Source organism: Chryseobacterium gilvum, assembly GCF_025628965.1.
Taxonomy (GTDB): Bacteria; Bacteroidota; Bacteroidia; order Flavobacteriales; family Weeksellaceae; genus Chryseobacterium; species Chryseobacterium gilvum.
On the sequence record NZ_JAOTEN010000002.1, the window covers coordinates 154,204 to 179,838 of the forward strand.

Here is a 25,635-nt window from a genome sequence, read left to right on the forward strand (position 1 = left end):
AATGAAGGAAAAATTTATTTTTTTTCTTTTCGCCTGTGTATTTTTTCTTAATACCCAGTTTAACATATTTCATTTCATTCCGCAAGATAGATTTGAATACAGCAAGCTTGAAGTTTCGGAAACTCTGGTTATCGGAAAGCTTTTGAATTCTGAACACGGTTCTGTTTTTGATGACGGCGGATTTACCGGTACTTTTTATTTTGAAAAAGATACTGCTCCAAGAACGGTTATCGGGAAAAAATCTTATGAAAAATACCTCAACAATATATCTTCTCCAAAGTATTTTTTTGCTCCGTATAAAAGCCAGATTGGCGGACAGGCCATTTTGTACAGTTATATTGATAAAATTTTTAATCTTGACAATCCGGTAAGCATTACGGTTTTCAGAATGCTGAATTCTTTGGCTTTGAGTATTCTGCTGACTTTATTTTTGGTGTGGAGCAAAAAAAAATTCGGGATCGCAATTGCTGTAACTGCTTTTGTTTTATTGTTGCCTAATTACTGGATCTTTCTGTACGGTAAAAGTACATGGTGGTGCAATTGGGTGTATTTTCTCCCGTTTGTGTACGGCCTGTTTTTCTTTGAAAAAAATACAACCCCTGATTTTAAAAAATATATGGCGGTATTTTCTTCTTTATTTTTTATAAAATTCTGGTTTACAGGGTTCGAGTTTATCACCGTATTTTTGATTTCATCTTCAGTTCCTTACCTCTATTATCGGTTTGAAAATATATTTTCATTCTATTTACAGTTTATCAAAAGGCATTTTATAGTAGTAATTATTCCATTATCGTTGTCGGTTCTGTTTCAAATGTATCAATTTTATCTTCTCACGGGAGATTTTAAAAACGGGATTTCTCATCTCATTGATGCATTCGGCAGAAGATCAAGCAGTGGATATTCTTATGGCGAAAACATGAGCTATCTTACTGTTTTAAAAAAGCTGCATGCAGATATTATTACAAGGTATTTAGGAAATTCATTTATTAATAAAGAGATTTTTTTCATCAAATTTCCTTTTGCGGTCATTCTATTGGCAGGGCTACTTTGTTCAGTTATTTTGTATCGGAAAAATATAGAAAGAAAACTCATCTGGATAACATGGTTCTCGATAGCAGCGCCGTTCAGCTGGTTTATCCTTTTTAAAGAGCATGCACATATTCATACTCATATAGATTTTTTTATTTGGTATTGCCCATTTATATTATTGTTAATACTTTTAATATCTTTGACCCTTAATTCTTTTTTCAAAAAACAAAAATGAAAAATATAATCATTACAGGAGGAGCCGGTTTCATTGGTTCACACGTTGTACGTGAGTTTGTAAAAAACAATCCGCATTCTACCATCATTAACCTTGATGCGCTTACCTATGCCGGAAATCTTGAAAACCTGAAGGATATCGAAAACGAACCCAATTATGTCTTCGAGAAAGCCGATATCACAAAACCCGAAGAACTCAGAAAAGTTTTTGAAAAATATAATCCCGATGCTGTGATCCATCTGGCTGCAGAAAGCCATGTCGACAGAAGCATTACAGATCCAATGGCGTTTATCAATACCAATGTCAACGGTACCGCCAATCTTTTGAATCTGTGTAAAGAATTCTGGACTTTGAACCCCGATCATACGCACGGAAGATTTCCGGATGAAAAAAGAACCCATCTTTTTTACCACGTTTCAACCGATGAGGTGTACGGAAGCTTAGGAGAAACAGGATTTTTCCTGGAGACCACTTCTTATGATCCGCAGTCACCCTATTCGGCTTCCAAAGCAGCTTCAGACCATTTGGTAAGAGCTTATGGAAATACATACGGAATGCCATTTATCGTTTCAAACTGCTCAAACAACTACGGGCCTAATCATTTCCCGGAGAAATTAATCCCTCTCTGTATTTCCAATATTATTAATGAAAAGCCATTGCCTATTTACGGTGACGGAAGATATACAAGAGACTGGCTCTATGTAATAGATCACGCTAAGGCCATTCATCAGATTTTTAATGATGCAAAAACAGGAGAAACTTACAATATCGGTGGGTTTAACGAGTGGCAGAATATTGATCTGGTTAAAGAGCTGATTAAACAGATGGATGAAAAATTAGGAAATCCTCAAGGTTATTCTGAAAAACTGATTACCTATGTGAAAGATAGACCGGGACATGATAAACGATATGCAATTGATGCGACAAAACTCAATAAAGATCTTGGCTGGAAACCTTCCGTGACTTTTGAGCAGGGGTTAGGAAAAACCATCGACTGGTACCTTGAGAATAAAGAATGGCTGGAGCACGTAACAAGCGGTGACTATCAGAAATATTACGAAGGACAATATAATTAATTTCAAACAACAAATACATGAAAGGAATAATATTAGCCGGAGGTTCCGGAACCAGACTTTTCCCACTTACGATTGCAGTAAGCAAGCAATTGATGCCGGTTTACGATAAACCGATGATATATTACCCGCTTTCAACCTTGCTTTTGGCAGGGATTAAAGATATTTTAATCATTACCACTCCGCATGATCAGGAAGGATTTGTAAAACTTTTAGGCGACGGATCACATATTGGTTGTAATATAGAATATGTAGTACAGCCAAGTCCCGATGGCCTTGCTCAGGCATTTATCCTGGGAGACCAATTTATCGGAGAAGATTCTGCTGCATTGGTTTTGGGAGATAATATTTTCTACGGTTCCGAAATGGGAACGCTGTTAAAAAATAAAACCAATCCTGATGGAGGTGTCGTTTTTGCATACCACGTTTCAGATCCTGAGAGATATGGGGTCGTTGAATTTGATGATCAGTTTAAAGCGGTTTCCATAGAAGAAAAACCGATCCAACCTAAATCAAATTATGCCGTTCCCGGCCTTTATTTCTACGATAATGAAGTGGTGGAAATTGCCAAAAACATACAGCCGTCTCCGAGAGGCGAGCTGGAAATCACCGATGTCAACAATGTTTATCTGAGTAAGGGGAAATTGGAAGTGGGAGTTTTAGACCGTGGCACAGCCTGGCTGGACACCGGGACTTTTGATTCTCTGAACGATGCCTCAGAATTTGTAAAAGTTATCGAAAAAAGACAGGGATTTAAAATAGGATGTATCGAAGAAATTGCGTTCAGAAATAAATTCATTGATGAAGAAAAACTGCTCGAAACCGCTCTTAAATACGGTAAAAGCGGCTATGGTGAATATCTGAAAAAACTTGTGGGTAAGTAACTGAATCGATATTATAAACTATTGGCTTTTACAGTCAGTAGTTTTTGTTTACACCCATTTTATCTGCAAAAAATATTATATCAATAAATTATTATAAATTTGCAAAAACGTACACAAATGAATGAACCGCAACAGAAGTGGACCGAAACTATTGAAGATACCCATTCTCTATTTGATCTAAAACTCAAAGAGGTCTGGAGATATAAAGATCTTGTATACATGTTTGTAAAAAGGGATTTTGTATCGAGTTTCAAACAAACTGTTTTAGGGCCGGTCTGGTTTTTCATTAATCCTATTTTAACGACAATTGTTTACCTGATCGTTTTTGGCAAAATTGCCAATCTACCAACTGATGGTGCTCCGCCGATGCTTTTTTATCTTGCAGGTGTCACGCTCTGGAATTATTTTTCAGGTTCTCTTACCGGTACTTCCTACACATTTGCCGGCAATGCCGGGATTTTCGGTAAAGTATATTTTCCGAGACTGGTCACGCCCATTTCTATTGTTATATCTAACCTTATGCGTTTCGGGATTCAGTTTTTACTTTTCATGATTGCATGGGCCTATTATCTCGCAAAAGGAGAAGTACATCCCAACTGGTGGGTTTTGGCAACTCCTTTTCTGGTAATTTTAATGGCGCTGTTTGCTTTGGGTGTGGGAATGATATTTTCAGCACTTACCACAAAATATAAAGATCTCAATATGCTATTAGGTTTCGGGGTCAGTTTATATATGTATGCGACTCCTGTGATCTATCCTGTGTCTACTTTATCAGGAGTATTCAGAAAATTGGCTTATTACAATCCTCTCACCGGCATTTTTGAATGTTTTAAATATGCTTGGATCGGCGTTGGAGATTTTTCTCCAATCATGCTGGGAATCAGCACCATAATTATCCTTATCCTTCTGGTTATCGGAGTAGTGATCTTTAATAAGGTTGAAAAAACCTTTATGGATACCGTTTAAGCAAAACTCACAAAGAATTAATTTATAAATTTAAAAAAATGCTTGCATTAAAGGCAGAAGACATTTCAAAACAATACCGGCTTGGACAAGTGGGAACCGGAACATTATCTCATGATCTTAACAGATTTTGGCATCAGATAAGAGGTAAAGAAAACCCTTACTTAAAGATCGGAGAGACCAACGACAGAACATCAAGAGGCGATTCAGAATACGTATGGTCATTGCGTGATATTAATTTTGAAATCGCACAGGGAGATGCCGTAGGGATTATTGGCAGAAACGGGGCCGGAAAATCTACCTTACTGAAACTTTTAAGCAAAGTAACCAAACCTACTACCGGAAAAATATATACCAACGGAAGAATTGCTTCATTACTGGAAGTCGGAACAGGATTTCATCCGGAAATGACCGGTAGAGAAAACGTGTTTCTGAATGGCGCCATTCTAGGGATGACCCGTAAAGAAATCAAAAGAAAATTTGACGAAATCGTAGATTTTTCGGGCGTAGAAAGATATATTGACACACCAGTAAAAAGGTATTCTTCAGGGATGTATGTACGTCTTGCTTTCGCTGTAGCTGCGCATTTAGAATCCGAGATCTTGATCGTGGATGAGGTTTTGGCGGTGGGTGATGCAGAATTTCAGAAGAAATGTCTGGGGAAAATGGGTGATGTAAGCAAAGGCGAAGGCAGAACGGTACTCTTTGTAAGTCATAATATGGCCGCGGTGAATGAGCTTTGCAACAGTGGTATTTTATTGGATAAAGGATCTATTTTAATGCAGGGCCCGAACGATAAATGTATCATAGAATACCAAAAAAGAAGCGGACACATCTCTCATTATAGTATTGAATCTGATGATTTTAAAATTGAAAATGAAAACATTGCGGTAAAATCATATTCCGCATTACCTATTCACGGAAGTGTTTTGAACATCAATTCCGGGGTACGTATCGAAATTCTTTTCTCCAATAAGATCAAAAATGCTAAATTAGATCTATCATTCTATATAAGAAATTCCCATGAAGTGACGGTAATGAGCACAGGAATGATGATAAGCGATCAGGCAGAGCTAGGAGATTACACTCTAAGTTTTGAAATTGAACCGAATATTTTAAACGAAGATTCTTATTATTTTGAAATGTTCTGGGGTGTCAACCGGTCTGAAGTTGCATTTAAGACAGAACTGTTTGGCTTTGAAATAAACGGTATAAAAAACCAGTTTGGAGAAATCACCAAATCTCCGGGAGTTCTTTTTCCGAAAATTTCGCATCAGGTCAGACATGAAAAATAAGTAAGGCAGAATACAAAGTTCAAACTTATTATATTTAACATTATCTAAACCCTATTCTAATGGTTCTGAATATATTATTTTCCTATAACCGTGCAATCCAGTTAGATTATCTGTTGCAATCGATTCTTTCCCGATTTAAGATCAGCTATAAAGTCGTGATTATGTATCATACTTCCGGAGATCATAAAAAAGGCTATGACCTGCTGAAAAAAAAATATGCAAAATATAGCAATATTTCATTCGTAGAAAGAAAAAAAGTTTTTTTTGATTCATCATATATTCATGTGATCAACACCAAGGAAAACCGTAACTTTTTCCGTGCTAAAAATTTTTTCACGAAAAATGCGGATAACTTTAAAGGACTTCTTCAAAAGATAATTGCCCAGCATGATGATTGTGAGTTTGTAATGTTCAATACAGACGACGGCGTTTTTTACGAAGATGTAATTATTTCTGATGAAGTATTTGATATCATTAGAAAAAATCCGGGCGAAGCGTCTTATAGGTTATATGTAGGTGAAAATCTGGAAGGACAACCGGATTACCTGCAAAAGAAAAACACCTATTATCAATGGGATTATTACGCAGACAAAAATATTCATCACTGGTCATACCCTTTCTCTGTTGATGGGACTATTTATCATTCTAAAGGTTTATTAAAACAACTGAAAAAAATTGCGTATCATAATCCTGTGACATTAGAAGAAAACGCATTCCAGTATATCCGGAAAAATAAAATTTTCAGTATCGGCTTAAGCCCTATCAAGTCACAGCTTGTAGCCACCAAACTAAACCGGGTTTCTGTAGATACCCTTAATCCGACAATACATATCAAGCCAGAATTTCTCAACGAAAAATTTATTGACGGATACACGCTGAAATTGGTTATCCCGAAACATATTGACAATGCGAATATTGTTCCTGATGAAATTTACCTGATTAAAGGTGATCAAAAAGAACTCATCTATTCTCTGGATGAGCAAGGGAAAAAAGTACAAAGCTTATTGGGAATTGAAGGCGCAAAAGAGCAATTAGAATAATAAAAATATGGTATGACGGAAAACCCATTAGTAACGGTCATTGTAGTTTCTTATAATCATTCAAAGTATATTAAGGAAAACTTAGACAGCATCAAAAATCAAATCTATGATAACATCCAGCTTATTGTAGGAGATGATGCGTCAAAAGACAATTCTGTGGAGGTATTTCAACAATGGCTGCAGGAAAATAATTATCCTGCTATGACCAATTTCCATCGGAAAAACACCGGATTGGCCACCATGCTTAATGAATGCGTCACACTTGCAGAAGGAAAATACATCAAAATAATCGCCGCTGATGATTTCCTGCATCCCGAATCTATCGCTAAATGTGTGCATAAATTAGAAAATCTAAGCGAAGATTTTGCGATGGTATTTACCGATTTTTATGCTATAGATGACAGCGGTATCTCTGTAGATTTTCCTTTAAACTATAAAAATAAGCACTATTTCAATCAAGACGGGTCTCTAAAAAGTGACCAGCTGGTAAAATATAATTGCATTATCGCACCTTCTGTACTGATAAAAAAACAGGCCATTGTCGCCACCGGTGAATATGACAGCGCATTGCTTCTTGAAGATCATCATCGCTGGCTGATGATCAATGAGAAATATAAAATCAGTTTTATTGATGAAAAACTAGCGTATTACAGGGTTATTCCTACAAGTATCACAGGAACGAGACATGATAAAATGATAGAAGAAGATCTTTATCTCAGGATGAAATATGATAAAAGCGGGATTAATGCGAATCAAATCTTCGATTATATATCATCACGATACCGGAAGAACAAAAAAATTCCTGATCTTATTAAAAATGAATATCTGAAATATCCTTACCGAATAAAAAAACTATCTTTTTCATTAAAATATTTACACCCATATATATATTATCTTCTGCTAAAAATTTACAGATCCTAAACTTTAAGTATGGAAAACCCATTAGTAACGGTCATTGTAGTTTCCTATAATCATTCAAAGTACATTAAGGAAAACTTAGACAGCATCAAAAATCAAACATATGATAACATCCAGCTTATTGTAGGAGATGATGCGTCAAAAGACAATTCTGTGGAGGTATTTCAACAATGGCTGCAGGAAAATAATTATCCTGCCATAACCAATTTCCATCGGAAAAACACCGGATTGGCCACCATGCTTAATGAATGCGTCACACTTGCAGAAGGAAAATACATCAAAATAATCGCCGCTGATGATTTCCTGCATCCCGAATCTATCGCTAAATGCGTCGAAAAACTGGAAACTTTAGGAGAAAGCTACGGAATGGTATTTACCGACACCTATGCAATTGACAGCAATTCAAAAATTGCTGCAGATATTGCGGATTATAATACATTGGGTAATGTTTCGTCCGAAGTTTTTAAAAAAGAACTCATAAAGTCTAACAGAATTGCAGCACTTACTGTTTTGATGAGAACTGAAGCTTTGCACAAAACCGGAGAATATAAATCTGACCTGTTGATTGAGGACTACTACCGATGGCTTAAAATCAATGCCTTATATAATATTGCGTATATACCGCAGAAGTTATCATATTACAGACTGCATGAGGAAAATGTATCCCAAACAAAAATCCAGAGAATCGAGTCCGAATCGGTAATGCTTCAGATGCTATTTGATGAAGCAGGAGAAAATAGACAAAAAATCAACAGTTTCACCAGCAAAAAATATCTGAATCAGGAAAAATTATCTTCGGAGTTTCTTATTGCTTATAGAAACTATCCATTCTCAATTAAAAGACTATCTTTTGCCTTACATTACAAGATACCGGTATCAATATACCAATTTTTCAATAAAATATTATAACCGTGAACCTACTAATTTCCATCATCGTTCCATGTTATGAACAGGCTTGTTACCTCGACGAATGCCTGCAATCGGTTCTCGATCAAACGTATCAGAACTGGGAATGCATTATTGTAAACGACGGCTCTGCAGATCATACCGAAGAAGTTGCACAACAATGGGTGGAAAAAGATAAGCGTTTTATCTATTTATCCAAAAAAAACGGAGGCTTATCTTCAGCAAGAAATGCCGGGATTGAAAAGGCAAAGGGTGAATGGATTCTGCCTTTGGATGCAGATGATAAAATTGGAAATCAATACTTGGAATTCGCTGAAGAAAAATTTGGTGACGGTTATAAAGTTATTTACTGTAAGGCTCAAAAATTCGGCTTAATTCATGAAGAATGGGATTTACCAGTATACAGCATAAAAAATTTAGCCATACAAAATGTTATTTTCTGTACCGCTTTTTTCAGAAAAGAAGATTGGGTAAAAGTAAATGGATTTGATACCGATTTAATATACGGTTGGGAAGACTGGGAATTTTGGATCGCACTATTGAAAAATGGTGGCAAGGTTTACAGAATAGATGAAATATGTTTTTATTACCGAATAAAAGAAACATCTATGTTAAAAGAAATGTCTGATAAAAACAACGAAAAAATTACATTCTCCCATCATATCATTTACAAAAAACATATTGAATTTTTTATCCGTGAACTGGGCAGTTTTCAAAGATTAGCTGAAGAAAATGAAAAACTGCATCAAAAAGTAAGTCATCTGAAAACCATTTTAAACAGTAAAAGATATCAGACGGTCAATAAAATTTTTAATTTTTTGAGATTATGAAAACATCTGTAGCGCTTTGCACCTATAATGGAGAAAAATATATCTCCGCACAGCTTGATTCAATTTTGAATCAGACTATACTGCCTGATGAAATTGTAATTTGTGATGATATATCAAAAGATTCTACTGTTGAGATTATACGCGATTATCAGAAAATACATCCGAATATCAGAGTATTCATTAATGAAAGCAATTTAGGGTTTATCAAAAATTTTGAAAAAGCCATACTTCAGTGTAGTTTCGATATCATCATCATAAGTGATCAGGATGACATCTGGGAAAAAGATAAAATTGAGAAAACCATTGGTTTCTTTACAAAAAACCCACAGTTTGACGGCGTTTTTCACGATTTAAAATTAATGGATAAAGAAAATACCCAACCTTCCTATCTCAATTGGAAAAACATATCCCATCATACTATTTTAACAGAAATAGATGCGGGACAATTATTTCCTTCTTTGATCATTAAAGGAAGTTTTATTTTAGGCTGTGCTGTAGCCATAAGGAAAGAAGCAATTGAAAAATACGCATTAAAAGATTTTCCTTTTGCACATGATTATTTTATTGTTCAGAAGCTGAGTTCAAAAAATGCATTAGGCTTTATCCCGGAATCATTATCATCATACAGATTACATGCAGACCAGGTCTATGGATTGAGATATAAGCCGGAAGATAAAAATTCTGGACTAATTACTAAAACTCAGCAATATTTCAGAGATTATGTATGGAATTATCTGAAAGTTCTCGAAAAATATAATGCAATAAACGCCGATGAAGATATAAAAAGTACAACCTTCTATACAACATTTTTAAAGCACAGAAATATTTATTTAAAATCCCTGAAGTTTGCAAAAAGAAAAATATATATTGCCCAATGTGCCCGTCATCACTATCTTGACCTTACGTGGTCAGATTTACTAAAATATTGATTATCATGGAAGTCAGCATCTGTATCACCACCTATAATCACGAAAAATATATTGAAGAATGTCTCATGAGCATATTTGCTCAGGAATTTGACCATGAGTATGAGATTATTATTGGTAATGATAATTCTTCCGATCAGACGGAAGCGATTATTTTTAAAATCATACAAGAACATCCTAAAGGCAAGAATATAAAATATTTTAAAAATATACCTAATTTAGGATACGTCAAAAACACCCTTTCTCTGTTTTCAAAATCTGCCGGAAAATATATTGCTATTTTAGATGGTGATGATTATTGGTTAGAAACTTCAAAACTGCGGAAGCAATATGACTTTTTAGAAACCCACCTGGATTTTTCAGCAGTGGGGTCAGATTCTAAGGTAATATATGAAGATTTACCCATTGCAAGTCATGGTTTTTCAGATCATTTAAATCAGGTTTTAGAAAAAGATAATCTTACAGACCGAAAAATTTTTCAGACATCAACGTTCTTTTTTAAAAAAGAAATATTAAAACCCGATTTTCCGGTCGATATTATTTCTGCGGACCGCTGCCTTTATTTATTAGCCGGATGTTATGGAAAAGTTAAAGTCTTACCCGAACAGATGGCCGTTTACAGACAATTTAGTGCAAGTATTTCAAAAAATGTATCGTATGAAGTAATGAAGAAAGATTTTGCAATTATTCCGTTTATTAAAAAATATCAGCCGGAATATAAAATATGGAAATTAAAAAGTTATTTTTATTATACCTTAATGTCTTATTCTAATGTCATATCTCTATCCAAATTTTTCAATGCAGCCTTTGGCTATTTTGTATATAATGTTTTAGCTAAATTTACATGGCAGCCATTACAATTATATTCCGTAATCAAATGGAGTCTGCATACTATAAAACAAAAATATCAGATTAAAAAACAACACAAAAAATTTATATAAACACAATTTACACAAATGATCATAGGAAACGGACTTATCGCAACCTCTTTAAAAAATATAGATTCAGGGAATATTATATTTTTTGCATCCGGAGTTTCAAATTCCCTCGAAACAAGAAATTCCGAATTCGAGAGAGAGTTTTCTCTTCTTAAAGACTGTATCAGACAAAACCCTGAAAAAAAATTTATCTATTTTTCTACAGTGAGCATCAATGACCAATCAAAACAGGACAGCTTATATATCCTGCATAAGCTCAACATAGAAAATTATATCAAAAATACCTGTAAAAACTATCTGATTTTAAGAATAGGCAATATCGTAGGAAAAGGTGGAAATCCCAATACTCTTTTTAATTTTCTTACAACCCAGATCAGCGAAAACAGAAGGTTTTTCCTTCACAGAAAAGCAAAAAGATTGCTGATTGATATGGATGATATCTCAAGATTTTTAGCCTTACATTGCAATACTATTAAAAATGAAACTATCAACTGTGCTTATCCGTATCATTATGATTTAAAAGAAATTATACAAGAAATTGAAAAACAGGTCGGCAAATTGGCAGACTACACAGAAATTGATGAAGGCGATTTTTACCAGATCAGTTTCAATACGTATTTCAAATCCTTTTTTACAGGAATAAATCCTGATGACTATCTTAAGGGTCTGGTAAAAAAATATATATAAAAATAAAAAAGTATTATGCCGGAAATTGCTATTATTATTGTCACTTACAACGCCATGAAATGGGCAGAAAAATGCTTTAACAGCCTGAAGCGTTCATCGGTTACTGTGAATCCTTTTATTATTGACAACGGCTCTACAGACGGCACTCAGGAATATCTGAAAACTTATTTTCCGGAGGCAGAATTCATCCAGTCTGCAAAAAATTTAGGTTTTGGAAAAGCCAACAATCTCGGCCTTGAAATAGCATATAAAAAAGGGGCAGAATTCTTTTATCTGATGAATCAGGATGCATGGCTTTACGAAAACAGCATAGAAAAACTGCTTGAGGTCTATGAAAAATATCCTCAGAAGCAAGAAATAGGGATTATAAGCCCGATGCATATTGACGGGACAGAACAGCAGCTGGATATTTTCCTGGATAAATATATTGCGACCAATTTCGAAAAAACAAGGCTAATCTCAGACCTTTATTTTCAAAACCTGAAACCTTATTACGAAATCAGCTTTGTGAATGCAGCTCATTGGTTTATCCCAAAATCTACTATAGATACAGTAGGAGGTTTTAATCCTTATTTTTTTCATTACGGGGAAGATGTGGAGTATGCAAACCGGGTAAAATTTCATCAGAAGAAAATTCTATTGGCTCCTGGAAGCCAAGTTGTGCATGACGGAAAACAGATTTTAAGCAAAGTAGATTACGCGTTGTATGAAGATCTTACCATTGAAACCAATATCATAAATCCCAGCTTTCCCAATGCATTAGAACTAGAAAAAAAATCGCTCAAACAGGGTTTGGTTAAGAGTATATTGACCGGAAACAAAAAAACCCGCAAAAAACTGCTGGATAAATATCGTAAAATATCAAAAGAAGAAAAAAAGCTTATCGAAATTGCAAATACAGTAAAAGAAGTTGGCAAAACCTTTCTGAATGTGTAAATTTGTCTTCTCAAAATTCCCGATAAAAAAAATAAAACTCAAACATAAATGATGTCTTTACTACAGAGAATAAAAAATAAAATAAAGCTAAAATCCCACGCAGGATCTGTTTATCACTGCCCTTTCTGCGGCTACAATTCCAGAGATCTTGAAGTAGTAGGCCACGATATTCCCGTTCTTAGAGAAAAGCAGGTAATCGGAGGCGGCAGAAGAGCTGCAGGTTGCTATCAATGCCACTCCAGAGACCGCGAAAGACTTCTCTACGCATTTTTTATAGAAGAACTGAAGCTGCCGGAAAACAAAAAAATCAGCATTCTTCATATCGCTCCGGAGCCCAAACTTTCAAAGGTACTTCTTGCTAATAATTTTAAAGAATATATTTGTGGAGATTTATTCACAGAAGGATATGATTATCCTGAATATGTGCAGAATATGAATGTAATGGATATTCCTTTTCAAGATCACCATTTTGATTATGCTATCTGCAATCACGTTCTGGAACACATTCCTGAAGACACAAAAGCAATGAAAGAGCTTTACCGCATTTTAAAACCTGGCGGAAAAGCGGTGTTGCAGGTTCCTATTTCAAAAAATAATCAGAAGACCCATGAAGATTTTACTATCGCTGACCAGAATAAAAGAGAAGAATTATTCGGGCAGTTTGATCATGTAAGAATTTACGGGCAGGATTATATAGAAAGACTGAAAAGTGTTGGCTTTACCGTGCACAGGGTGAATATTTCTGAAAAATACAAAACTTTCGGACTCAATCCTGAAGAAGATATTTTCTTTTGCGAAAAGCCTGTTTCACAATAATTTAAATAAAATATTATGTGTGGAATTGCCGGAATCATTGCTCCGAATGCCAGGAATTATCAGCAGGAAATCATAAAAATGACCGATGCCATTGCGCACCGCGGCCCAGATTCTGCGCATCATGAGTTTTACGGAAATGCAGCTTTAGGCCATCGCAGGCTTTCTATTATTGATCTTTCTGAAAATGGAAAACAGCCCATGTTTTCCAATACTAAAAATGAATGCATCGTTTTGAACGGTGAAATTTACGGGTATCAGAACATTAAAAAAGAATATTCAAAATATCCTTATCGCGGAAGCTCAGATACGGAAGTAATTCTCGCCATGTATCAGCGGAAACAGGAAAACCTGATTTATGATCTTCCCGGAATGTTTGCTTTTGCCATCTGGGATGATGAAAAAAAGCAGCTGTTTTGTGCAAGAGACCGGTTCGGAGAAAAACCATTCTATTATGCCATCGGTAAAAATAAAGAGTTCATTTTTGCCTCAGAGATCAAAGCGATTTTAGCCAGCGGATTAATAGAACCAAACGTAAGTCAGGAAGCACTTTCACATTATTTACAGTACGGATATGTAAGTACCCATCAAAGCATTTATATTAATATTTTCACCATTCCTCCTGCTCATCAGCTGATCTGGAAAGATGGGGAAATCTCAGTAAAGCGTTATTATAGTTTACCGGCTAAAGACAGATCTATAGGTTTGTCGGATGCGAAAGAAGAATTTCTTCATCTATTAAAAAATGCAGTTCAGAAGCAGCTTATTGCCGATGTCGAGGTAGGAAGTTTTCTGAGCGGAGGATTAGATTCTTCTACGATTGTAGCATTAGTTAATGAATTTTCATCTCAGCAAACCACCATCAGCTTTGGCTATGACCATGAAGAAAGCGAATTGAAATATGCCAAAGAAATCGCAGAGAAATATCATACTCACCATATTGAAATTCATGAGAAAAAAGAAGATCTTGTAACCTCATTGCAGAAAATCTCTCCTTTTTTGGATGAGCCGTTTGCCGATAGATCGTGTCTTCCTCACTTTGAAATCTGCAGAAATGCCCGAAAAAACCTTAAAGTAGTTCTCTCAGGAGATGTGGGAGATGAATTATTTGGCGGATATAACTTTTATACTGTAGAACATACACTGAAAAACCATTTCAGTTATCAAAATATAATTGCTCAGTTCGGATTACAATTATATCAGAATGTAAAAGAGATCTCATATGTTTCCAGAAACAACATAGACAACGATTCTATTCTTGATTTCCATCAAAATCAGGTACGCAATTTTTTTAATGCCGCAGAAAGAAAAATGCTTGGAATTACTGCAGATTATCATCAGCAATACAGTTTTAAAGCAGATAAAAACTCATTGAATGATATTATGAGAACTGATCTGGAAAAATTTGTTCCCGGGAATATGCTCGTAAAATCTGATAGAATGGCGATGGCGAATTCTCTGGAGGTAAGAACGCCTTTTTTAGACATTGATTTTGCAGAATTTTGTATTCAGCTTCCGGAACAGTTAAAACTTGACGGAAAAGAAGATAAGAAGATCCTTCGTAAAACAATGGATTCTTATTGGACGGAAACCATACGAAACAGAAATAAGCAGGGCTTCGGACTCGGAATTGAAAATTGGTTCCAGGAAGAGAATCTGATGAAATTTTCTGATGAATTGCTGAAAAATCCAAATCAGAAGATTTTTAAATATATCAATTTCGATGCGGCACAAAAATTTTTAGATAAAGGACAAAAACACTGGAACCTTTTACAGTTGGCAATTTGGGCACAAAACAATCAATCTTTTTTATAATGCTGAATGTTTCTGTAATTATCCCGGTATATAACGCAGCCGAGTTTTTAGTAAAATCGGTCACTTCAGCACTGCAGTTTGACGTAGTGAGAGAAGTGGTTTTAATTGAAGATCAATCTACAGATCATTCCTTGGAAATTTGTCAGAGACTGGCCCTGGAAAACCCCAAAATAAAGCTCTATCAACATCCGGACAAGGGTAATCACGGAGCCGGAGCAACCAGAAACCTGGGTATTGAAAAAGCAGAGTCAGAATATATTGCTTTTTTAGATGCGGATGACTATTATCTTCCCAACCGTTTTGATGCCGAAAAAACATTATTTGAAAATTCCTCCGTTGAAGGTGTGTTTGGCGCCATTGGTGTAGAATATCTTTCTGAAAAAGGTAAAAGAGAGTTTCAGGACAAATTTCAGAACATAACACTCACTACGGTTAATTTTGCAGCAGAAGGTGAAGAAGTTTTTAAAGGCTTATTGGGTTTAACAACTCATCGTTTTGGGTCTTTTTTTCATCTAAATGCATTGACGGTCAAAAAATCTTCTATTGTAAAAAATAAGCTTCGATTCAACCGAGATTTACGGGTGCATCAGGATTCTGATTTTATCATAAAACTGGCGTATCACTGTTACCTGAAATCTGGGATTATAGATCGCGCAATCGCTGTGAGAGGAGTGCATGACGACAATAGGATAACCAAAATAAAACCCTATTCGAGTACATTCTATCATCATAATCTTTTATTACAAAGTTCTCTTTATCACTGGAGCCAAACGGTAAAATTGGATACCAAATATTCCCAGACAATAAAACTGAATTATTTAAGCTTTAAAATTGCTCATGAGAAAGGTCTTAGAAAATGGTTTTCTTTTTTAACCACTGCGCTGACAAATCCAAATTTTTTAAAAACCAGATACCGTTTTCATGCGTTACATACTTCGCATGATTAATAAAAATCATCCAATATGATAAAATTACTTTTATTTAGAACTCAGTAACCCGATTAACAATGAAAATATCTGTAATTATTCCGGTTTATAATGCTGAAAAATATATTGCTCAGGCTGTAGAATCTGCTCTTCATTTTAAAGAAGTATATGAAGTCATTTTGGTGGAAGATCAATCGCCTGATGACGCTTTGAAAGTCTGTCAATTATTATCTGAAATACATCAGCGGGTAAAACTGTACCAACATCCCGACAAAGGAAACCACGGCGCCGGAGCAAGCAGAAATTTAGCGATTGAAAAATCTACGGGAGATTTTATTGCGTTTTTGGATGCTGATGATTATTTTCTTCCGAACCGGTTTGATGCGGAACGTGAGCTATTTAAAAATCCTGAAGTAGAAGGTGTTTACGGAGCGATTGGCGTACATTATTATACAAAAAAGGCAAAAGAACAGTACTATAAAGTTTTTGGCGACCGACTAACTACTGTTTACAAAAAGCATGACCCGAAAGATGTTTTTCCGGGACAGCTGAATATGAAAGGAAGCTTCGGTTTGTTTAGTATTGATGCTTTAACCATACGCAAAGAATCTTTGCTGCAAAAGGTAAACCCGCTTTTTAAAACACATTTGAGGCTTCATCAGGATACAGAATTATTATTCAGAAGCTCTTATTACCTTAATTTTTATCCGGGGATTTTAGATCAGGCTGTAGCCATAAGAGGCGTTCATGAAAACAACAGAATTACCCAGCTTGATATAAAAAAGATAAAACCTTCAACTACACGGGTTTTGCTTTGGAAGGAAGTTAATAAGTGGGCTAAAAGCGAGGACACAATGCCACAGGAAATTAAAACGCACATCCGTAGAATGTACAGAAGCTGGGAAATCGCCAATGCCCCTGCTCTTAAAAAATGGGGAATGATTTTGAAATATCTGGCTCTAGACTTTAAAAGCATCCGGTCAGGATTGTATAATGTGAATTTTAGAGATCACTTATGGTAAAATATTGATTTAGTGATATTTTTAGAAAGTAAAAACTAAGGAATACCTGTTTTTGTTTACTGTGACATTTTTTAAAAATTCCAGTTTCAACTGATGCTCTTTGGCATATAATTCAAAAAATTCAGGATTGGTTTTGTTCACTTTTAGCTGCTTTGAATTGTAATCAGAATGAAGAACTTCACGGCAAAATCTAAAAAAATCCAGAAAATATCCTTTACGAATAGAGTGTAAAAACACTTCGAAGGCGTCTATTAACTTAGAATTTTTTTGTGGAATGATATCGGCGATGATAAATTGTATATTCTTCTTATTTTCTTTTGAGTAATTCATTACCTCATCAATATATTTTTTTAAAACGAGATTATTTTCGAAGTACTGAATGACACTGATCGCCATAATGACATCCGGTTTTTCTTTAGAAAGAATTGTCCGGAAAGAATTTTTTTCTGTAATGCATTCAAAAAAAACGTTTTTCGAACTTCTAAATTTTTCTTCACAAAACTCTATATAATCTTTCGAAATATCCGTGCCAATAATCCTATTTTCTGCAGGGAGTTTTTCTATCAGAAATCCCGGTCCACAGCCGAAATCCAAAAAAACATGATGGGGTTTTATATCGGTTTTTTTTAAGTATTTTTCATAAAAAACAGGCGTGGTATTACGCATAATATAATCGAAGCCAGGCTTTTTAGCCGACCAATACGTTTCCCAATTTTTCATTTTTTTTTGCATTTAAAACCATCAACCTATACCATTACAAATGGTAAAAATAATTAATAAATGGAGATATTTTCCTAACAAATATTTTTTTTCTACCCAGTTGTTATATTGATGAACGATGTAAAATCCTTTTTTAAGATAGAAATCGAACGCTTTATTTTTACTTTCCACTTCCAGTTCGTAGTAATTTAATCCCTTCCACTTTTCTTCAAAAGCCTGCAATAATTCGCTCCCGATTCCTTTCGTTTTTAGATTCTGATCTACGGCAATATACACCAATTGTCTTTTACATTCTGAAACAAATGATTTTGAAAAAAATTTTGCTGCAAAAAGTAAAAAATATTTCGGGTGAAATAATAATGTTTTAAAAGTATTCATGTAAAAATAAGATTTATTTTCCGATATAAAATTATCATACAATTTTTCGACATTATCGGTACCAAAAACAAATCCCAGCAATTTCCCGTTTTCTATTTTACCTAAGAGCAACTGGTTTTCTCTTTTTATTTGAAAATAATAAAACTTTTCAATAAAGGACAGTGGATATTCCGTGAGAAAACTCGGCAGGTTTTCCTTATGAATTTTTGCTACCTGAAACAGATCTTTTTCGGATAATTCTTTGATCATTTTAACACTTTATATATAAATTTCGGGCCTAAAAAATTCGCAATCGGTACCGGTAGTTTTTGCCATGCTGTGATTAAAAACTTGATAATTTTACTGTCTTCTTCATTTTTGTGAGATGTGGTGTTGAAATAATAATAATATAACGGTACCGCTTCTGCGCCCCATGACAGCTTATAGGTGGAAGTTCCCTGATCTTTCCGGCTTCTTCCCAAATCAAAAAACTGAATCTTTTTTTCTAATCCGAAGAGAATAATGTTCCAGTACAGTGCGTTATTAAGAGAATGCTTATTGTGTTTTTTTAATGTCGCAGCATACGGATGATGAATAGAATATGCATCATAAATAAGACATGCCACAGAAGCCGGCTCATTATCTAAATATAAAACAATAAATTCTGCACAATATCCTGATTCGCCAAAACCTTCAACAATATTTTTATAAAAAGCTTTGCTGTGTGTAGGCGTCCCGAGATCTCTCCAGGCTTCGGAAATTACTTTATAGAAATCATCCAGCAATTCTGTTTTTCCTGTTTTTATATGGTAATTCAGCTTTTCTGTTTTTCTTACCTGGTTTCTTGTTTTCGATTTTACCAGAGAATTCCAGACAAAATCTTTCCCGTTCCTCAGATCCAAAATATAGGTAAAATAGTTTTCATCCAAAAAATACTTTGTTTGATTCTCAACTTCAATTTTTTGCCTTGATTTGAGTAAAACGGGCTTTTTTAATTCTTCAAAATCAGAATCTTTTACAGGTTTTTCAAATTCGAAAAACCCACCATCTGTAATATACGGAGAATTTGAAAATAACGATCCGTTTCCGTACATATTGATGCTTTGTCTTTGTATTGCTAATGTTTTGACACCTAAATGATATGTTTTTGTAACAATATTTTTCCAATCATTGGTCTCTGAAAAACTAAACGGCTTTTTCATAATTTTCAAATTTTTTAGAAAAACAAAGTTCATATTCCTGTCTTCTGTAATCAGATTGTAAAAATTGCAGAAATCGTATATCAAGATTTTTGTAATTTTCATCCAATTTTGAAATGCTGGGATGCAGCATTATTTCTACCGTCTCATTCTGCGTATTTTCAAGATAGTTGAAAAGATTATCCTCATTGATTTCACAGGTGTTCAGGATACTATAAAATGTATTTTTTTTGGTATCTGAATTGAACAACGACAAAAATCTCAGTAAAAATAATTTAATAATATTGGCAAAACTTGCCGTTCTGAAATTAAACCTAAAGCTTTTCAAAACACCTTCATTGATTTCACGAATTCTTTTAATCCCATGTTTTTGTGCAATTTTTTTTACAATTTTATTGATTGATGGGATAATATGTATATGTTCATGGCCATCAATATGACTGATGTGTATATTATTGCTTTTTAATCTGTCCAGCTGGGCTTCTATTTCATTTTCAATAGACTGCAATACTTTTTTGTTTTTATGTAAGAACAGGAGTTTGATAAAGGTATTGCTAAGTATTCCGTGCTTATCTGCAATATGATTGTCTTTTGAAAGCGATTTGCAACATGTAAGATTAATATGAAGGCCTACGTTAAGATTTTTACATTTTGAAACGATGGTATCAACAGCATCCTCAAAAAAATCTGCATTGGCCATTAGACTTGCATGCGTGAGAAATCCCTGATTGTGAGCACGATATATTGCCTCATTCACACCGGGAGAAAGACCGAGATCATCTGCGTTGATAATAATTTTATTTTTCATTTTTATTTGTGTGAAATGCTTTTTATCCTGTAATAGTAAATAATATTTTGTTCCTGAGAAGTATTATGAGCGGGATTCTTATCAATGTACACATCTCCGTTTTCCAGTAATATTTTTCTGTTGAATTTTCCTAATTCAGGAATAAAATATTGAAAACCCTGTTTCAGAACAACATCTTTTGTACTATTTGACTTTTTTGTGATTTCTTGCAACACCCTCTCACTGTTTTTGTTTGCTGTAAATGTTGCAAAAATACTTACGCTGAAAAATATGAGCAGCCAAACAAATGCCATTCCTGAAAGGATTTTTTTTACATATAAATTATTGATTATTCTCCTAATAAGCTCATACATTACAATAATGATTAATATGGTAGAAAAAAACAATAATCGGGTTCCTATCAAAGGAGAAAGCCCCACAATTGCTAAAGAAAATACAATAAGGGCTAAATAAATCAATATTCTGCCTATTATTTTTTGGTGTGTTTTGATTTTTTTAAAGTATAAAACAGCCAATATCATTACGATTACCGATAAAACTATAAGTTCTGCATTATAATAGTAGTAAGACTTAAAAATGGTCATGATATTATAACCGTACTCTTTTAAACTGATCTCAAAAGGAGACTTGTTTACCATTTTTTCTTTTACTTTATTTGCAGGCGCAAAAAATAAAATCAGGTAACCTACGAATAATGATAAATTTAAAGTAATTACTTTATAGTTGGGAAGCTTTTTATTTTTAAGGGTATAAAAAGCTGCGGCGAAAAAAGAAAAAGCCAATAAAACAGGCGGAATGTGCTCATTCGACATTCCAATGTAAATGCCTAAAATGATAATGAATAAAGGTGGGAATTTTCCAATAAAATCCTCATTTTTATCCTGATAATAATCTGTTAAAATAAAAATATAAAACAGATAAAAAACATGTGACAGCGTATAATTGGTATTGAATGGCGTATAATAAAACATCTCGCCAAAATAATTGATTAAAAAGATGAAAAAAGCAGTGAAAATTAGAAATCTGCCTACGTCTGTGATTTCAGAAAACCGTGGCAATCTCCTATATATATTTAAAAAAAGTATAGAGAAAAAGCTATTGAAAATTATAATTCCAAAAACGACTTCAACCCATTTGGTTCTGGATATGATATTGGTGAAAAATTGATTGATTCTTGGGTTTGAATAAAGATAAGCATTGTAATATTCGGTAAAGGGATTAATTAAATTGTGTTTATCTAGATAAAAAAACTGATCCCTGGTCACCGGATAATAATAACAGCTTAACGCAACAGCTGTATTTATAAAAAACAATAAAAAATAAGCTATGATTTTAGTCTTCATTTTTTATGATTTCGTTAAAATACAGCGGCCTGTTTTTTACTTCAATATGTATTCTTCCAATATATTCTCCGATAATTCCTAAAAACAAAATTGTCAGTGAGCTGAAAAATGTGCTTACCGAAAGCAAAGTAAGAAATCCCGTTTTTGGCTCGTGCCGGATGTGGCTGATGTAAATTGATGTGCATAAGAATAAAAAAGACAGAAAACAGCCTAGAAAACCCATGAATGTTGCTATTCTCAGTGGTTTTATAGAAAACTGTATTACACTGTCTATGGCAAGTTTATAAAGATTCAGAAAATTGTATTTTGATCTTCCGGCATTTCTTTTGGGAGCTTCAAACTCTAATATATAAGCATCTCTGAGACCAATAAGCGAGAGCATTCCCCGAAACATCCTGTCGGTTTCGTTCAGCCCGTTCATCCAAAGCACATATTTTTTATCAAGCAACCTGAAATCTGGCATATTTCTAGGAATTCTCACATCTGAAAGAACATTGAGTATCCAGTAATAAAAATTTCCCATCAATCGATATTTCATTCCTGTATCCTGATTCTCTATTCTTTTTGTGAGTATCAGTTTTTTTCCATTCAGCCATTGCGTGATCATTTCAGCTGCTAATTTTGGAGGATGCTGCATGTCTGCATCCATAAAAATAATGCTGAAATCGCTCATTGTATTGGTATTTCCTACGTAATTTAAGCCTGCGGTCATGGCAAGCTCATGCCCAAAATTCTTAGACTGGTTGATGATTGTAATTTTATCATCGGTTTTCTGAAGTTCCAGCAAAAAATCCAGCGTTTTATCTTTAGAGCCGTCGTTTACAAAAACCAGCTCATAATCCGTAAATTTTATGGCAGACAATTCATTTTGAAGACTAGAATATAGCACATGAATATTTTCTTCTTCGTTGTATGCGGAAATAATAATGTAGACTTTTTTCATCATATGGCTAATTTACATATATTGTTATGCTCAACAATTATAACATTAATATTTCATTTTTTCAATCTATTTCACAAACACACCCACAAATTTTCCTTCAAATTTTACCACTGTCGACTGGATGTTGTTTTTCTCGCAAAAATCCTGATAAGCAGAATTGTCTCCAATATCATCACTGATAAATACGCCTCCGGATCTGAGATGGTGGTAAAGCTCATGATAAGCCCATACTCTTCCATTGTAGCTTTTATCAGAATCATAATGCACCACATCAAAAACAGAATTTTCACTGAAAATTTTAGGTAAAGATTCTTTATCTGCAAAGCGGAATAATTTCCAGATGTTTTTAAGCGTTTCCGGAACAATGTATCCTACGTATTGATCTCCGTTTTGCCCTAAATAAGGCATATCGGAGCTGTATAAGGTGCCATTTCTTTTTTTAAGGGAAAGCAGTGATGCCAGAGAAGACCATCCGTATGCAACGCCGGTCTCAACAGCGTTTGTTGCCTTCGTAAATTCACATGCATAATAGATCAGTTCCAAAGCTCCCGGACCACCCATTTTGATTGGGCATTCTTGTTCTTTCTGTGCAGCATCGTTTAAAATTGCTTTAAAATCATCTCTGAAAGAAGTGTTTTCGATCCCGAAAAGCAGAGAAATTGCCTCGTGTTGAGACACCGCTTTTGATGATGCCCATGAATAGGTTTTCTCTTTACCCTTAAAGGCATTCTTCCTATTAATGGTGTTTTTCAGGATTTTTCTTCCAAGTTCAGGATAAAGATCCGGCCTTTTAAGATAACCGAAAAGAGTTTTGAGAATTCTGGTAATTTCATTCACAGTGTTTATTTTAATATTGCAAAAATAAAGATTTTTATCTTATTTATAATTTTTAAGAATAATTATCTTTGTAAAAAATTTATCAACACAAATTCCCTAATTCATCCTGATGAAGTTTTCTATACTCATTGCCAATTACAATAATGGAAAGTTTTTTAAAAGCTGCTATGATTCTATTATCGCCCAAAGCCATGATCAATGGGAAGCCATTATTCTCGATGATGCATCTACGGATGACTCTTTAGATATCATTCATAAAATTATCGGGGATGATCCGCGTTTTAAAATTTTTGAAAACCCGAAGAACAGCGGGGTCGGAATTACAAAAAGTAAATTGATAGAACTCTCAACGGGTGATATCTGCGGTTTTGTGGATCCGGATGATGCAATAACACCCGATGCTTTACGTTCCGGAATCGAAATATTCAAAAAAAATAAAAATACGGTTCTCACTTTTTCAAAATACATCAGATGCGATGAAAATCTGCACCCCATAGACATTCCGAAAAACCCAATGCAGGTGCCGAATAATGACCTATGCTTTTTCAATTGCCCGGTTCATATTGTACATTTTGTCTGTTTTAGAAAAGACATTTACGAACAGACCGAAAAGATTAATACTGAGATGAAAATCGCTGAAGATCAGGATTTATATTTAAAAATGTACGAAAAAGGAAATGTTAAGTTTATTGATGATGCTCTTTATTTTTACAGGACCCACTCCGGAGGAATTTCCCAGAACGATAACAGGCCCAAATCGAGAGAATATTTTGCACAGGTGATTTTTAATGCCATGAAGCGCAGGAAATTAAAAACGATTAACGGAAAAAGTGTACCTTCAGTTTATGCGAATTCTAAAGAAATTTATGATTTGCTTGATTACCAGAACTCGATTCTATACAGAATAAAGAAAAAGCTGAGAATTTTGGGACAGCAATTATTTAAATGATGAAAAAAAATACCATAAAAGTTCTTTTCAGACACCGTTCCATGGAAATGGGCGGCGTAGAAAAAGTAATTCTGAGCATGCTGAATCATCTCAGCCGGGAAAAATTTGAGATTACATTATGCTTAAATATCAATCAGGGCGAGCTTCGTAATGAGATCCCAAAACATATTAGAAAAGTATATCTCGCAGAAGGCAAAGAAGACTTGTCAAAGAATTCTTTAATCCAAAAGCTGCAGCTTGCAAAAAGAAAAATCAGGCTTCAAAATGCGCATAAAAACCCGAAAATTGCAGATCAGCTGCTGAATGAGAAATATGATGTTGAAATTGCACCCACCTATGCAGCTTTTTCATCGGTTCTTAATTCCGCAAATACACATTCAAAAAAAATCGGGTGGTTTCACTCTGATATCACCCTTCCTAAGCTTCAGCCTTTGGTTCCTGAAATTTTAAAGCAAATTCCGCAATTTGATTATTTTATTTTCGGTTCACAGCAGACAAAAGATATTTTAATAGAGACCTATCCGGATCTAAATATTCCTGAAAACCAGGTGATTTTAAATGCCATTCCTATTGAAGAACTGAAATTAAAAGCAAACGCTTTCAAACCCGATTTTCCTCAAAAACCGGTTTTTGTTTCTGTCGCACGACTGCACAGCAGGAAAGGTTTTCATAAACTGATGGAGGCTCATGCACAACTTTTAAAAGAGGGTTTTGACCATCATATTACCGTAATTGGAGATGGGGATGAAAGAGAAAATCTGAAAAAACAGGCAGAGCATTTGGGCGTTACAAAAAGCTTCCGGTTTTTGGGCTCGTTACTGAATCCTTATCCATACGTGAAAAACGCCGACTTTTTTATTCTGCCTTCAGAATCTGAAAGCTGGCCTTTAATCATTGCAGATTCTTTGATTCTTCAGAAACCTGTCATCTCTACCAATGTCGGTGGTATCCCGGAAATGATTACCCATCTTAAAACCGGCTATCTCATAAATTATGAAACTCAGGAAATGTATAACGCTATGAGAAAATTTATTACAGAACCACAATTGGTATCAGAAATTGAAAGTAACCTGAAAAATATTGAGCAACAGTTTGACAATCAGAAAATTTTTGATGCCGTTGAAAATATCATTATTAACTTAGCAAAAAAATAAATGGGTGTCATCTATCGTCTTATTCTTAAAATTCATACTATCTGGAAGAATATGTATGATAAAGCCTATATCGAGATTTGCAAATCGCG

At 34.5% G+C, this 25,635-nt stretch carries 26 protein-coding genes; 19 read left to right on the forward strand and 7 right to left on the reverse strand.

What is annotated here, in order from left to right:
* Position 1 precedes the first annotated feature (1 nt).
* The 17 genes from N0B16_RS07325 to N0B16_RS07405 all read left to right on the forward strand — a co-directional run bounded on the left by N0B16_RS07325 (position 2) and on the right by N0B16_RS07405 (position 17,236).
* Positions 2 to 1,264 carry a hypothetical protein gene (locus N0B16_RS07325; RefSeq protein ID WP_262990131.1) on the forward strand — a complete coding sequence of 421 codons (1,263 nt, stop codon included), beginning with the start codon at positions 2 to 4 and terminating at the stop codon, positions 1,262 to 1,264.
* Positions 1,261 to 2,340, forward strand: a complete 1,080-nt coding sequence (gene rfbB, locus N0B16_RS07330) for a dTDP-glucose 4,6-dehydratase (protein WP_262990132.1) — start codon at positions 1,261 to 1,263, stop codon at positions 2,338 to 2,340. The genes N0B16_RS07325 and rfbB overlap by 4 nt, the downstream gene beginning before the upstream one ends.
* Before the next feature lie 17 nt (positions 2,341 to 2,357).
* Entirely contained in the window at positions 2,358 to 3,221 is an 864-nt protein-coding gene (gene rfbA / locus N0B16_RS07335) for a glucose-1-phosphate thymidylyltransferase RfbA (protein WP_262990133.1), read from the forward strand.
* Positions 3,222 to 3,338: 117 nt separating this feature from the next.
* A complete protein-coding gene (locus tag N0B16_RS07340) occupies positions 3,339 to 4,187 on the forward strand; it encodes an ABC transporter permease (RefSeq protein ID WP_262990134.1) in 849 nt (282 codons plus the stop codon).
* A 38-nt stretch (positions 4,188 to 4,225) separates the two neighbouring features.
* Positions 4,226 to 5,479 carry an ABC transporter ATP-binding protein gene (locus N0B16_RS07345; protein ID WP_262990135.1) on the forward strand — a complete coding sequence of 418 codons (1,254 nt, stop codon included), beginning with the start codon at positions 4,226 to 4,228 and terminating at the stop codon, positions 5,477 to 5,479.
* 59 nt (positions 5,480 to 5,538) lie between these two features.
* Entirely contained in the window at positions 5,539 to 6,519 is a 981-nt protein-coding gene (locus tag N0B16_RS07350; RefSeq protein WP_262990136.1) for a hypothetical protein, read from the forward strand.
* 12 nt (positions 6,520 to 6,531) lie between these two features.
* Positions 6,532 to 7,440 (forward strand): glycosyltransferase family 2 protein, encoded by a 909-nt coding sequence (locus N0B16_RS07355; protein WP_262990138.1) that lies wholly within the window; start codon positions 6,532 to 6,534, stop codon positions 7,438 to 7,440.
* A 9-nt stretch (positions 7,441 to 7,449) separates the two neighbouring features.
* Complete coding sequence (locus tag N0B16_RS07360) at positions 7,450 to 8,346, forward strand: glycosyltransferase family 2 protein (protein ID WP_262990139.1); 897 nt, start codon at positions 7,450 to 7,452, stop codon at positions 8,344 to 8,346.
* A gap of 2 nt (positions 8,347 to 8,348) precedes the next feature.
* On the forward strand, positions 8,349 to 9,173 hold the full coding sequence (locus N0B16_RS07365) for a glycosyltransferase family 2 protein (RefSeq protein WP_262990141.1): 825 nt from the start codon (positions 8,349 to 8,351) through the stop codon (positions 9,171 to 9,173).
* A complete protein-coding gene (locus N0B16_RS07370; protein WP_262990142.1) occupies positions 9,170 to 10,102 on the forward strand; it encodes a glycosyltransferase in 933 nt (310 codons plus the stop codon). Before N0B16_RS07365 ends, N0B16_RS07370 begins: the two co-directional genes overlap by 4 nt.
* 5 nt (positions 10,103 to 10,107) lie before the next feature.
* Positions 10,108 to 11,040: a glycosyltransferase gene (locus N0B16_RS07375; protein ID WP_262990143.1), complete on the forward strand. Its 933-nt coding sequence runs from the start codon at positions 10,108 to 10,110 to the stop codon at positions 11,038 to 11,040.
* Between the two features lie 15 nt (positions 11,041 to 11,055).
* Positions 11,056 to 11,724, forward strand: a complete 669-nt coding sequence (locus tag N0B16_RS07380; RefSeq protein ID WP_262990145.1) for an NAD-dependent epimerase/dehydratase family protein — start codon at positions 11,056 to 11,058, stop codon at positions 11,722 to 11,724.
* 15 nt (positions 11,725 to 11,739) lie between these two features.
* Positions 11,740 to 12,660: a glycosyltransferase family 2 protein gene (locus tag N0B16_RS07385; protein WP_262990146.1), complete on the forward strand. Its 921-nt coding sequence runs from the start codon at positions 11,740 to 11,742 to the stop codon at positions 12,658 to 12,660.
* Positions 12,661 to 12,708: 48 nt separating this feature from the next.
* A complete protein-coding gene (locus tag N0B16_RS07390) occupies positions 12,709 to 13,476 on the forward strand; it encodes a class I SAM-dependent methyltransferase (RefSeq protein ID WP_262990148.1) in 768 nt (255 codons plus the stop codon).
* A gap of 15 nt (positions 13,477 to 13,491) precedes the next feature.
* Entirely contained in the window at positions 13,492 to 15,288 is a 1,797-nt protein-coding gene (gene asnB, locus N0B16_RS07395; protein ID WP_262990150.1) for an asparagine synthase (glutamine-hydrolyzing), read from the forward strand.
* The gene (locus N0B16_RS07400; protein ID WP_262990151.1) at positions 15,288 to 16,235 is read left to right on the forward strand and encodes a glycosyltransferase family 2 protein; all 948 of its coding nucleotides are present in this window, start codon (positions 15,288 to 15,290) and stop codon (positions 16,233 to 16,235) included. Before asnB ends, N0B16_RS07400 begins: the two co-directional genes overlap by 1 nt.
* A gap of 59 nt (positions 16,236 to 16,294) precedes the next feature.
* Positions 16,295 to 17,236, forward strand: coding sequence for a glycosyltransferase family 2 protein (locus tag N0B16_RS07405; RefSeq protein ID WP_262990152.1), 942 nt, complete (start codon positions 16,295 to 16,297; stop codon positions 17,234 to 17,236).
* 21 nt (positions 17,237 to 17,257) lie between these two features.
* Here the strand turns inward: N0B16_RS07405 and N0B16_RS07410 are convergent, their stop codons facing one another.
* The 7 genes from N0B16_RS07410 to N0B16_RS14165 all read right to left on the reverse strand — a co-directional run bounded on the left by N0B16_RS07410 (position 17,258) and on the right by N0B16_RS14165 (position 23,443).
* Entirely contained in the window at positions 17,258 to 17,956 is a 699-nt protein-coding gene (locus tag N0B16_RS07410; RefSeq protein WP_262990153.1) for a class I SAM-dependent methyltransferase, read from the reverse strand.
* Positions 17,957 to 17,977: 21 nt separating this feature from the next.
* Positions 17,978 to 18,583: a GNAT family N-acetyltransferase gene (locus N0B16_RS07415; RefSeq protein ID WP_262990154.1), complete on the reverse strand. Its 606-nt coding sequence runs from the start codon at positions 18,581 to 18,583 to the stop codon at positions 17,978 to 17,980.
* Complete coding sequence (locus N0B16_RS07420; protein ID WP_262990155.1) at positions 18,580 to 19,515, reverse strand: GNAT family N-acetyltransferase; 936 nt, start codon at positions 19,513 to 19,515, stop codon at positions 18,580 to 18,582. Before N0B16_RS07420 ends, N0B16_RS07415 begins: the two co-directional genes overlap by 4 nt.
* Positions 19,499 to 20,320, reverse strand: coding sequence for a carbohydrate deacetylase (locus tag N0B16_RS07425; RefSeq protein WP_262990156.1), 822 nt, complete (start codon positions 20,318 to 20,320; stop codon positions 19,499 to 19,501). Before N0B16_RS07425 ends, N0B16_RS07420 begins: the two co-directional genes overlap by 17 nt.
* 2 nt (positions 20,321 to 20,322) lie before the next feature.
* Positions 20,323 to 21,663: a DUF6056 family protein gene (locus N0B16_RS07430; protein ID WP_262990157.1), complete on the reverse strand. Its 1,341-nt coding sequence runs from the start codon at positions 21,661 to 21,663 to the stop codon at positions 20,323 to 20,325.
* Positions 21,653 to 22,609, reverse strand: a complete 957-nt coding sequence (locus N0B16_RS07435; protein WP_262990158.1) for a glycosyltransferase family 2 protein — start codon at positions 22,607 to 22,609, stop codon at positions 21,653 to 21,655. Before N0B16_RS07435 ends, N0B16_RS07430 begins: the two co-directional genes overlap by 11 nt.
* A gap of 63 nt (positions 22,610 to 22,672) precedes the next feature.
* Positions 22,673 to 23,443: a class I SAM-dependent methyltransferase gene (locus N0B16_RS14165; RefSeq protein WP_262990159.1), complete on the reverse strand. Its 771-nt coding sequence runs from the start codon at positions 23,441 to 23,443 to the stop codon at positions 22,673 to 22,675.
* A 109-nt stretch (positions 23,444 to 23,552) separates the two neighbouring features.
* On the opposite strand from N0B16_RS14165, the gene N0B16_RS07445 reads away from it, so the two are divergent.
* Together N0B16_RS07445 and N0B16_RS07450 are read left to right on the forward strand one after the other, a co-directional pair.
* On the forward strand, positions 23,553 to 24,392 hold the full coding sequence (locus N0B16_RS07445) for a glycosyltransferase family 2 protein (protein ID WP_262990160.1): 840 nt from the start codon (positions 23,553 to 23,555) through the stop codon (positions 24,390 to 24,392).
* The gene (locus N0B16_RS07450) at positions 24,389 to 25,546 is read left to right on the forward strand and encodes a glycosyltransferase (RefSeq protein WP_262990161.1); all 1,158 of its coding nucleotides are present in this window, start codon (positions 24,389 to 24,391) and stop codon (positions 25,544 to 25,546) included. Before N0B16_RS07445 ends, N0B16_RS07450 begins: the two co-directional genes overlap by 4 nt.
* Positions 25,547 to 25,635: the final 89 nt, after the last annotated feature.

What these genes read in the sequence shown, in the direction of transcription:
- N0B16_RS07445 (WP_262990160.1), top strand. Translation starts at nt 23,553, where the DNA reads ATGAAGTTTTCTATACTCATTGCCAATTACAATAATGGAAAGTTTTTT.
- N0B16_RS07425 (WP_262990156.1), bottom strand. Translation starts at nt 20,320, where the DNA reads ATGAAAAATAAAATTATTATCAACGCAGATGATCTCGGTCTTTCTCCC.
- N0B16_RS07355 (WP_262990138.1), top strand. Translation starts at nt 6,532, where the DNA reads ATGACGGAAAACCCATTAGTAACGGTCATTGTAGTTTCTTATAATCAT.
- N0B16_RS07350 (WP_262990136.1), top strand. Translation starts at nt 5,539, where the DNA reads ATGGTTCTGAATATATTATTTTCCTATAACCGTGCAATCCAGTTAGAT.
- N0B16_RS07430 (WP_262990157.1), bottom strand. Translation starts at nt 21,663, where the DNA reads ATGAAGACTAAAATCATAGCTTATTTTTTATTGTTTTTTATAAATACA.
- rfbB (WP_262990132.1), top strand. Translation starts at nt 1,261, where the DNA reads ATGAAAAATATAATCATTACAGGAGGAGCCGGTTTCATTGGTTCACAC.
- N0B16_RS07400 (WP_262990151.1), top strand. Translation starts at nt 15,288, where the DNA reads ATGCTGAATGTTTCTGTAATTATCCCGGTATATAACGCAGCCGAGTTT.
- N0B16_RS07405 (WP_262990152.1), top strand. Translation starts at nt 16,295, where the DNA reads ATGAAAATATCTGTAATTATTCCGGTTTATAATGCTGAAAAATATATT.
- N0B16_RS07450 (WP_262990161.1), top strand. Translation starts at nt 24,389, where the DNA reads ATGATGAAAAAAAATACCATAAAAGTTCTTTTCAGACACCGTTCCATG.
- asnB (WP_262990150.1), top strand. Translation starts at nt 13,492, where the DNA reads ATGTGTGGAATTGCCGGAATCATTGCTCCGAATGCCAGGAATTATCAG.
- N0B16_RS07420 (WP_262990155.1), bottom strand. Translation starts at nt 19,515, where the DNA reads ATGAAAAAGCCGTTTAGTTTTTCAGAGACCAATGATTGGAAAAATATT.
- N0B16_RS07370 (WP_262990142.1), top strand. Translation starts at nt 9,170, where the DNA reads ATGAAAACATCTGTAGCGCTTTGCACCTATAATGGAGAAAAATATATC.
- N0B16_RS07390 (WP_262990148.1), top strand. Translation starts at nt 12,709, where the DNA reads ATGATGTCTTTACTACAGAGAATAAAAAATAAAATAAAGCTAAAATCC.
- N0B16_RS07325 (WP_262990131.1), top strand. Translation starts at nt 2, where the DNA reads ATGAAGGAAAAATTTATTTTTTTTCTTTTCGCCTGTGTATTTTTTCTT.
- N0B16_RS07385 (WP_262990146.1), top strand. Translation starts at nt 11,740, where the DNA reads ATGCCGGAAATTGCTATTATTATTGTCACTTACAACGCCATGAAATGG.
- rfbA (WP_262990133.1), top strand. Translation starts at nt 2,358, where the DNA reads ATGAAAGGAATAATATTAGCCGGAGGTTCCGGAACCAGACTTTTCCCA.
- N0B16_RS07380 (WP_262990145.1), top strand. Translation starts at nt 11,056, where the DNA reads ATGATCATAGGAAACGGACTTATCGCAACCTCTTTAAAAAATATAGAT.
- N0B16_RS07360 (WP_262990139.1), top strand. Translation starts at nt 7,450, where the DNA reads ATGGAAAACCCATTAGTAACGGTCATTGTAGTTTCCTATAATCATTCA.
- N0B16_RS07410 (WP_262990153.1), bottom strand. Translation starts at nt 17,956, where the DNA reads ATGAAAAATTGGGAAACGTATTGGTCGGCTAAAAAGCCTGGCTTCGAT.
- N0B16_RS07375 (WP_262990143.1), top strand. Translation starts at nt 10,108, where the DNA reads ATGGAAGTCAGCATCTGTATCACCACCTATAATCACGAAAAATATATT.
- N0B16_RS07340 (WP_262990134.1), top strand. Translation starts at nt 3,339, where the DNA reads ATGAATGAACCGCAACAGAAGTGGACCGAAACTATTGAAGATACCCAT.
- N0B16_RS07415 (WP_262990154.1), bottom strand. Translation starts at nt 18,583, where the DNA reads ATGATCAAAGAATTATCCGAAAAAGATCTGTTTCAGGTAGCAAAAATT.
- N0B16_RS07345 (WP_262990135.1), top strand. Translation starts at nt 4,226, where the DNA reads ATGCTTGCATTAAAGGCAGAAGACATTTCAAAACAATACCGGCTTGGA.
- N0B16_RS07435 (WP_262990158.1), bottom strand. Translation starts at nt 22,609, where the DNA reads ATGATGAAAAAAGTCTACATTATTATTTCCGCATACAACGAAGAAGAA.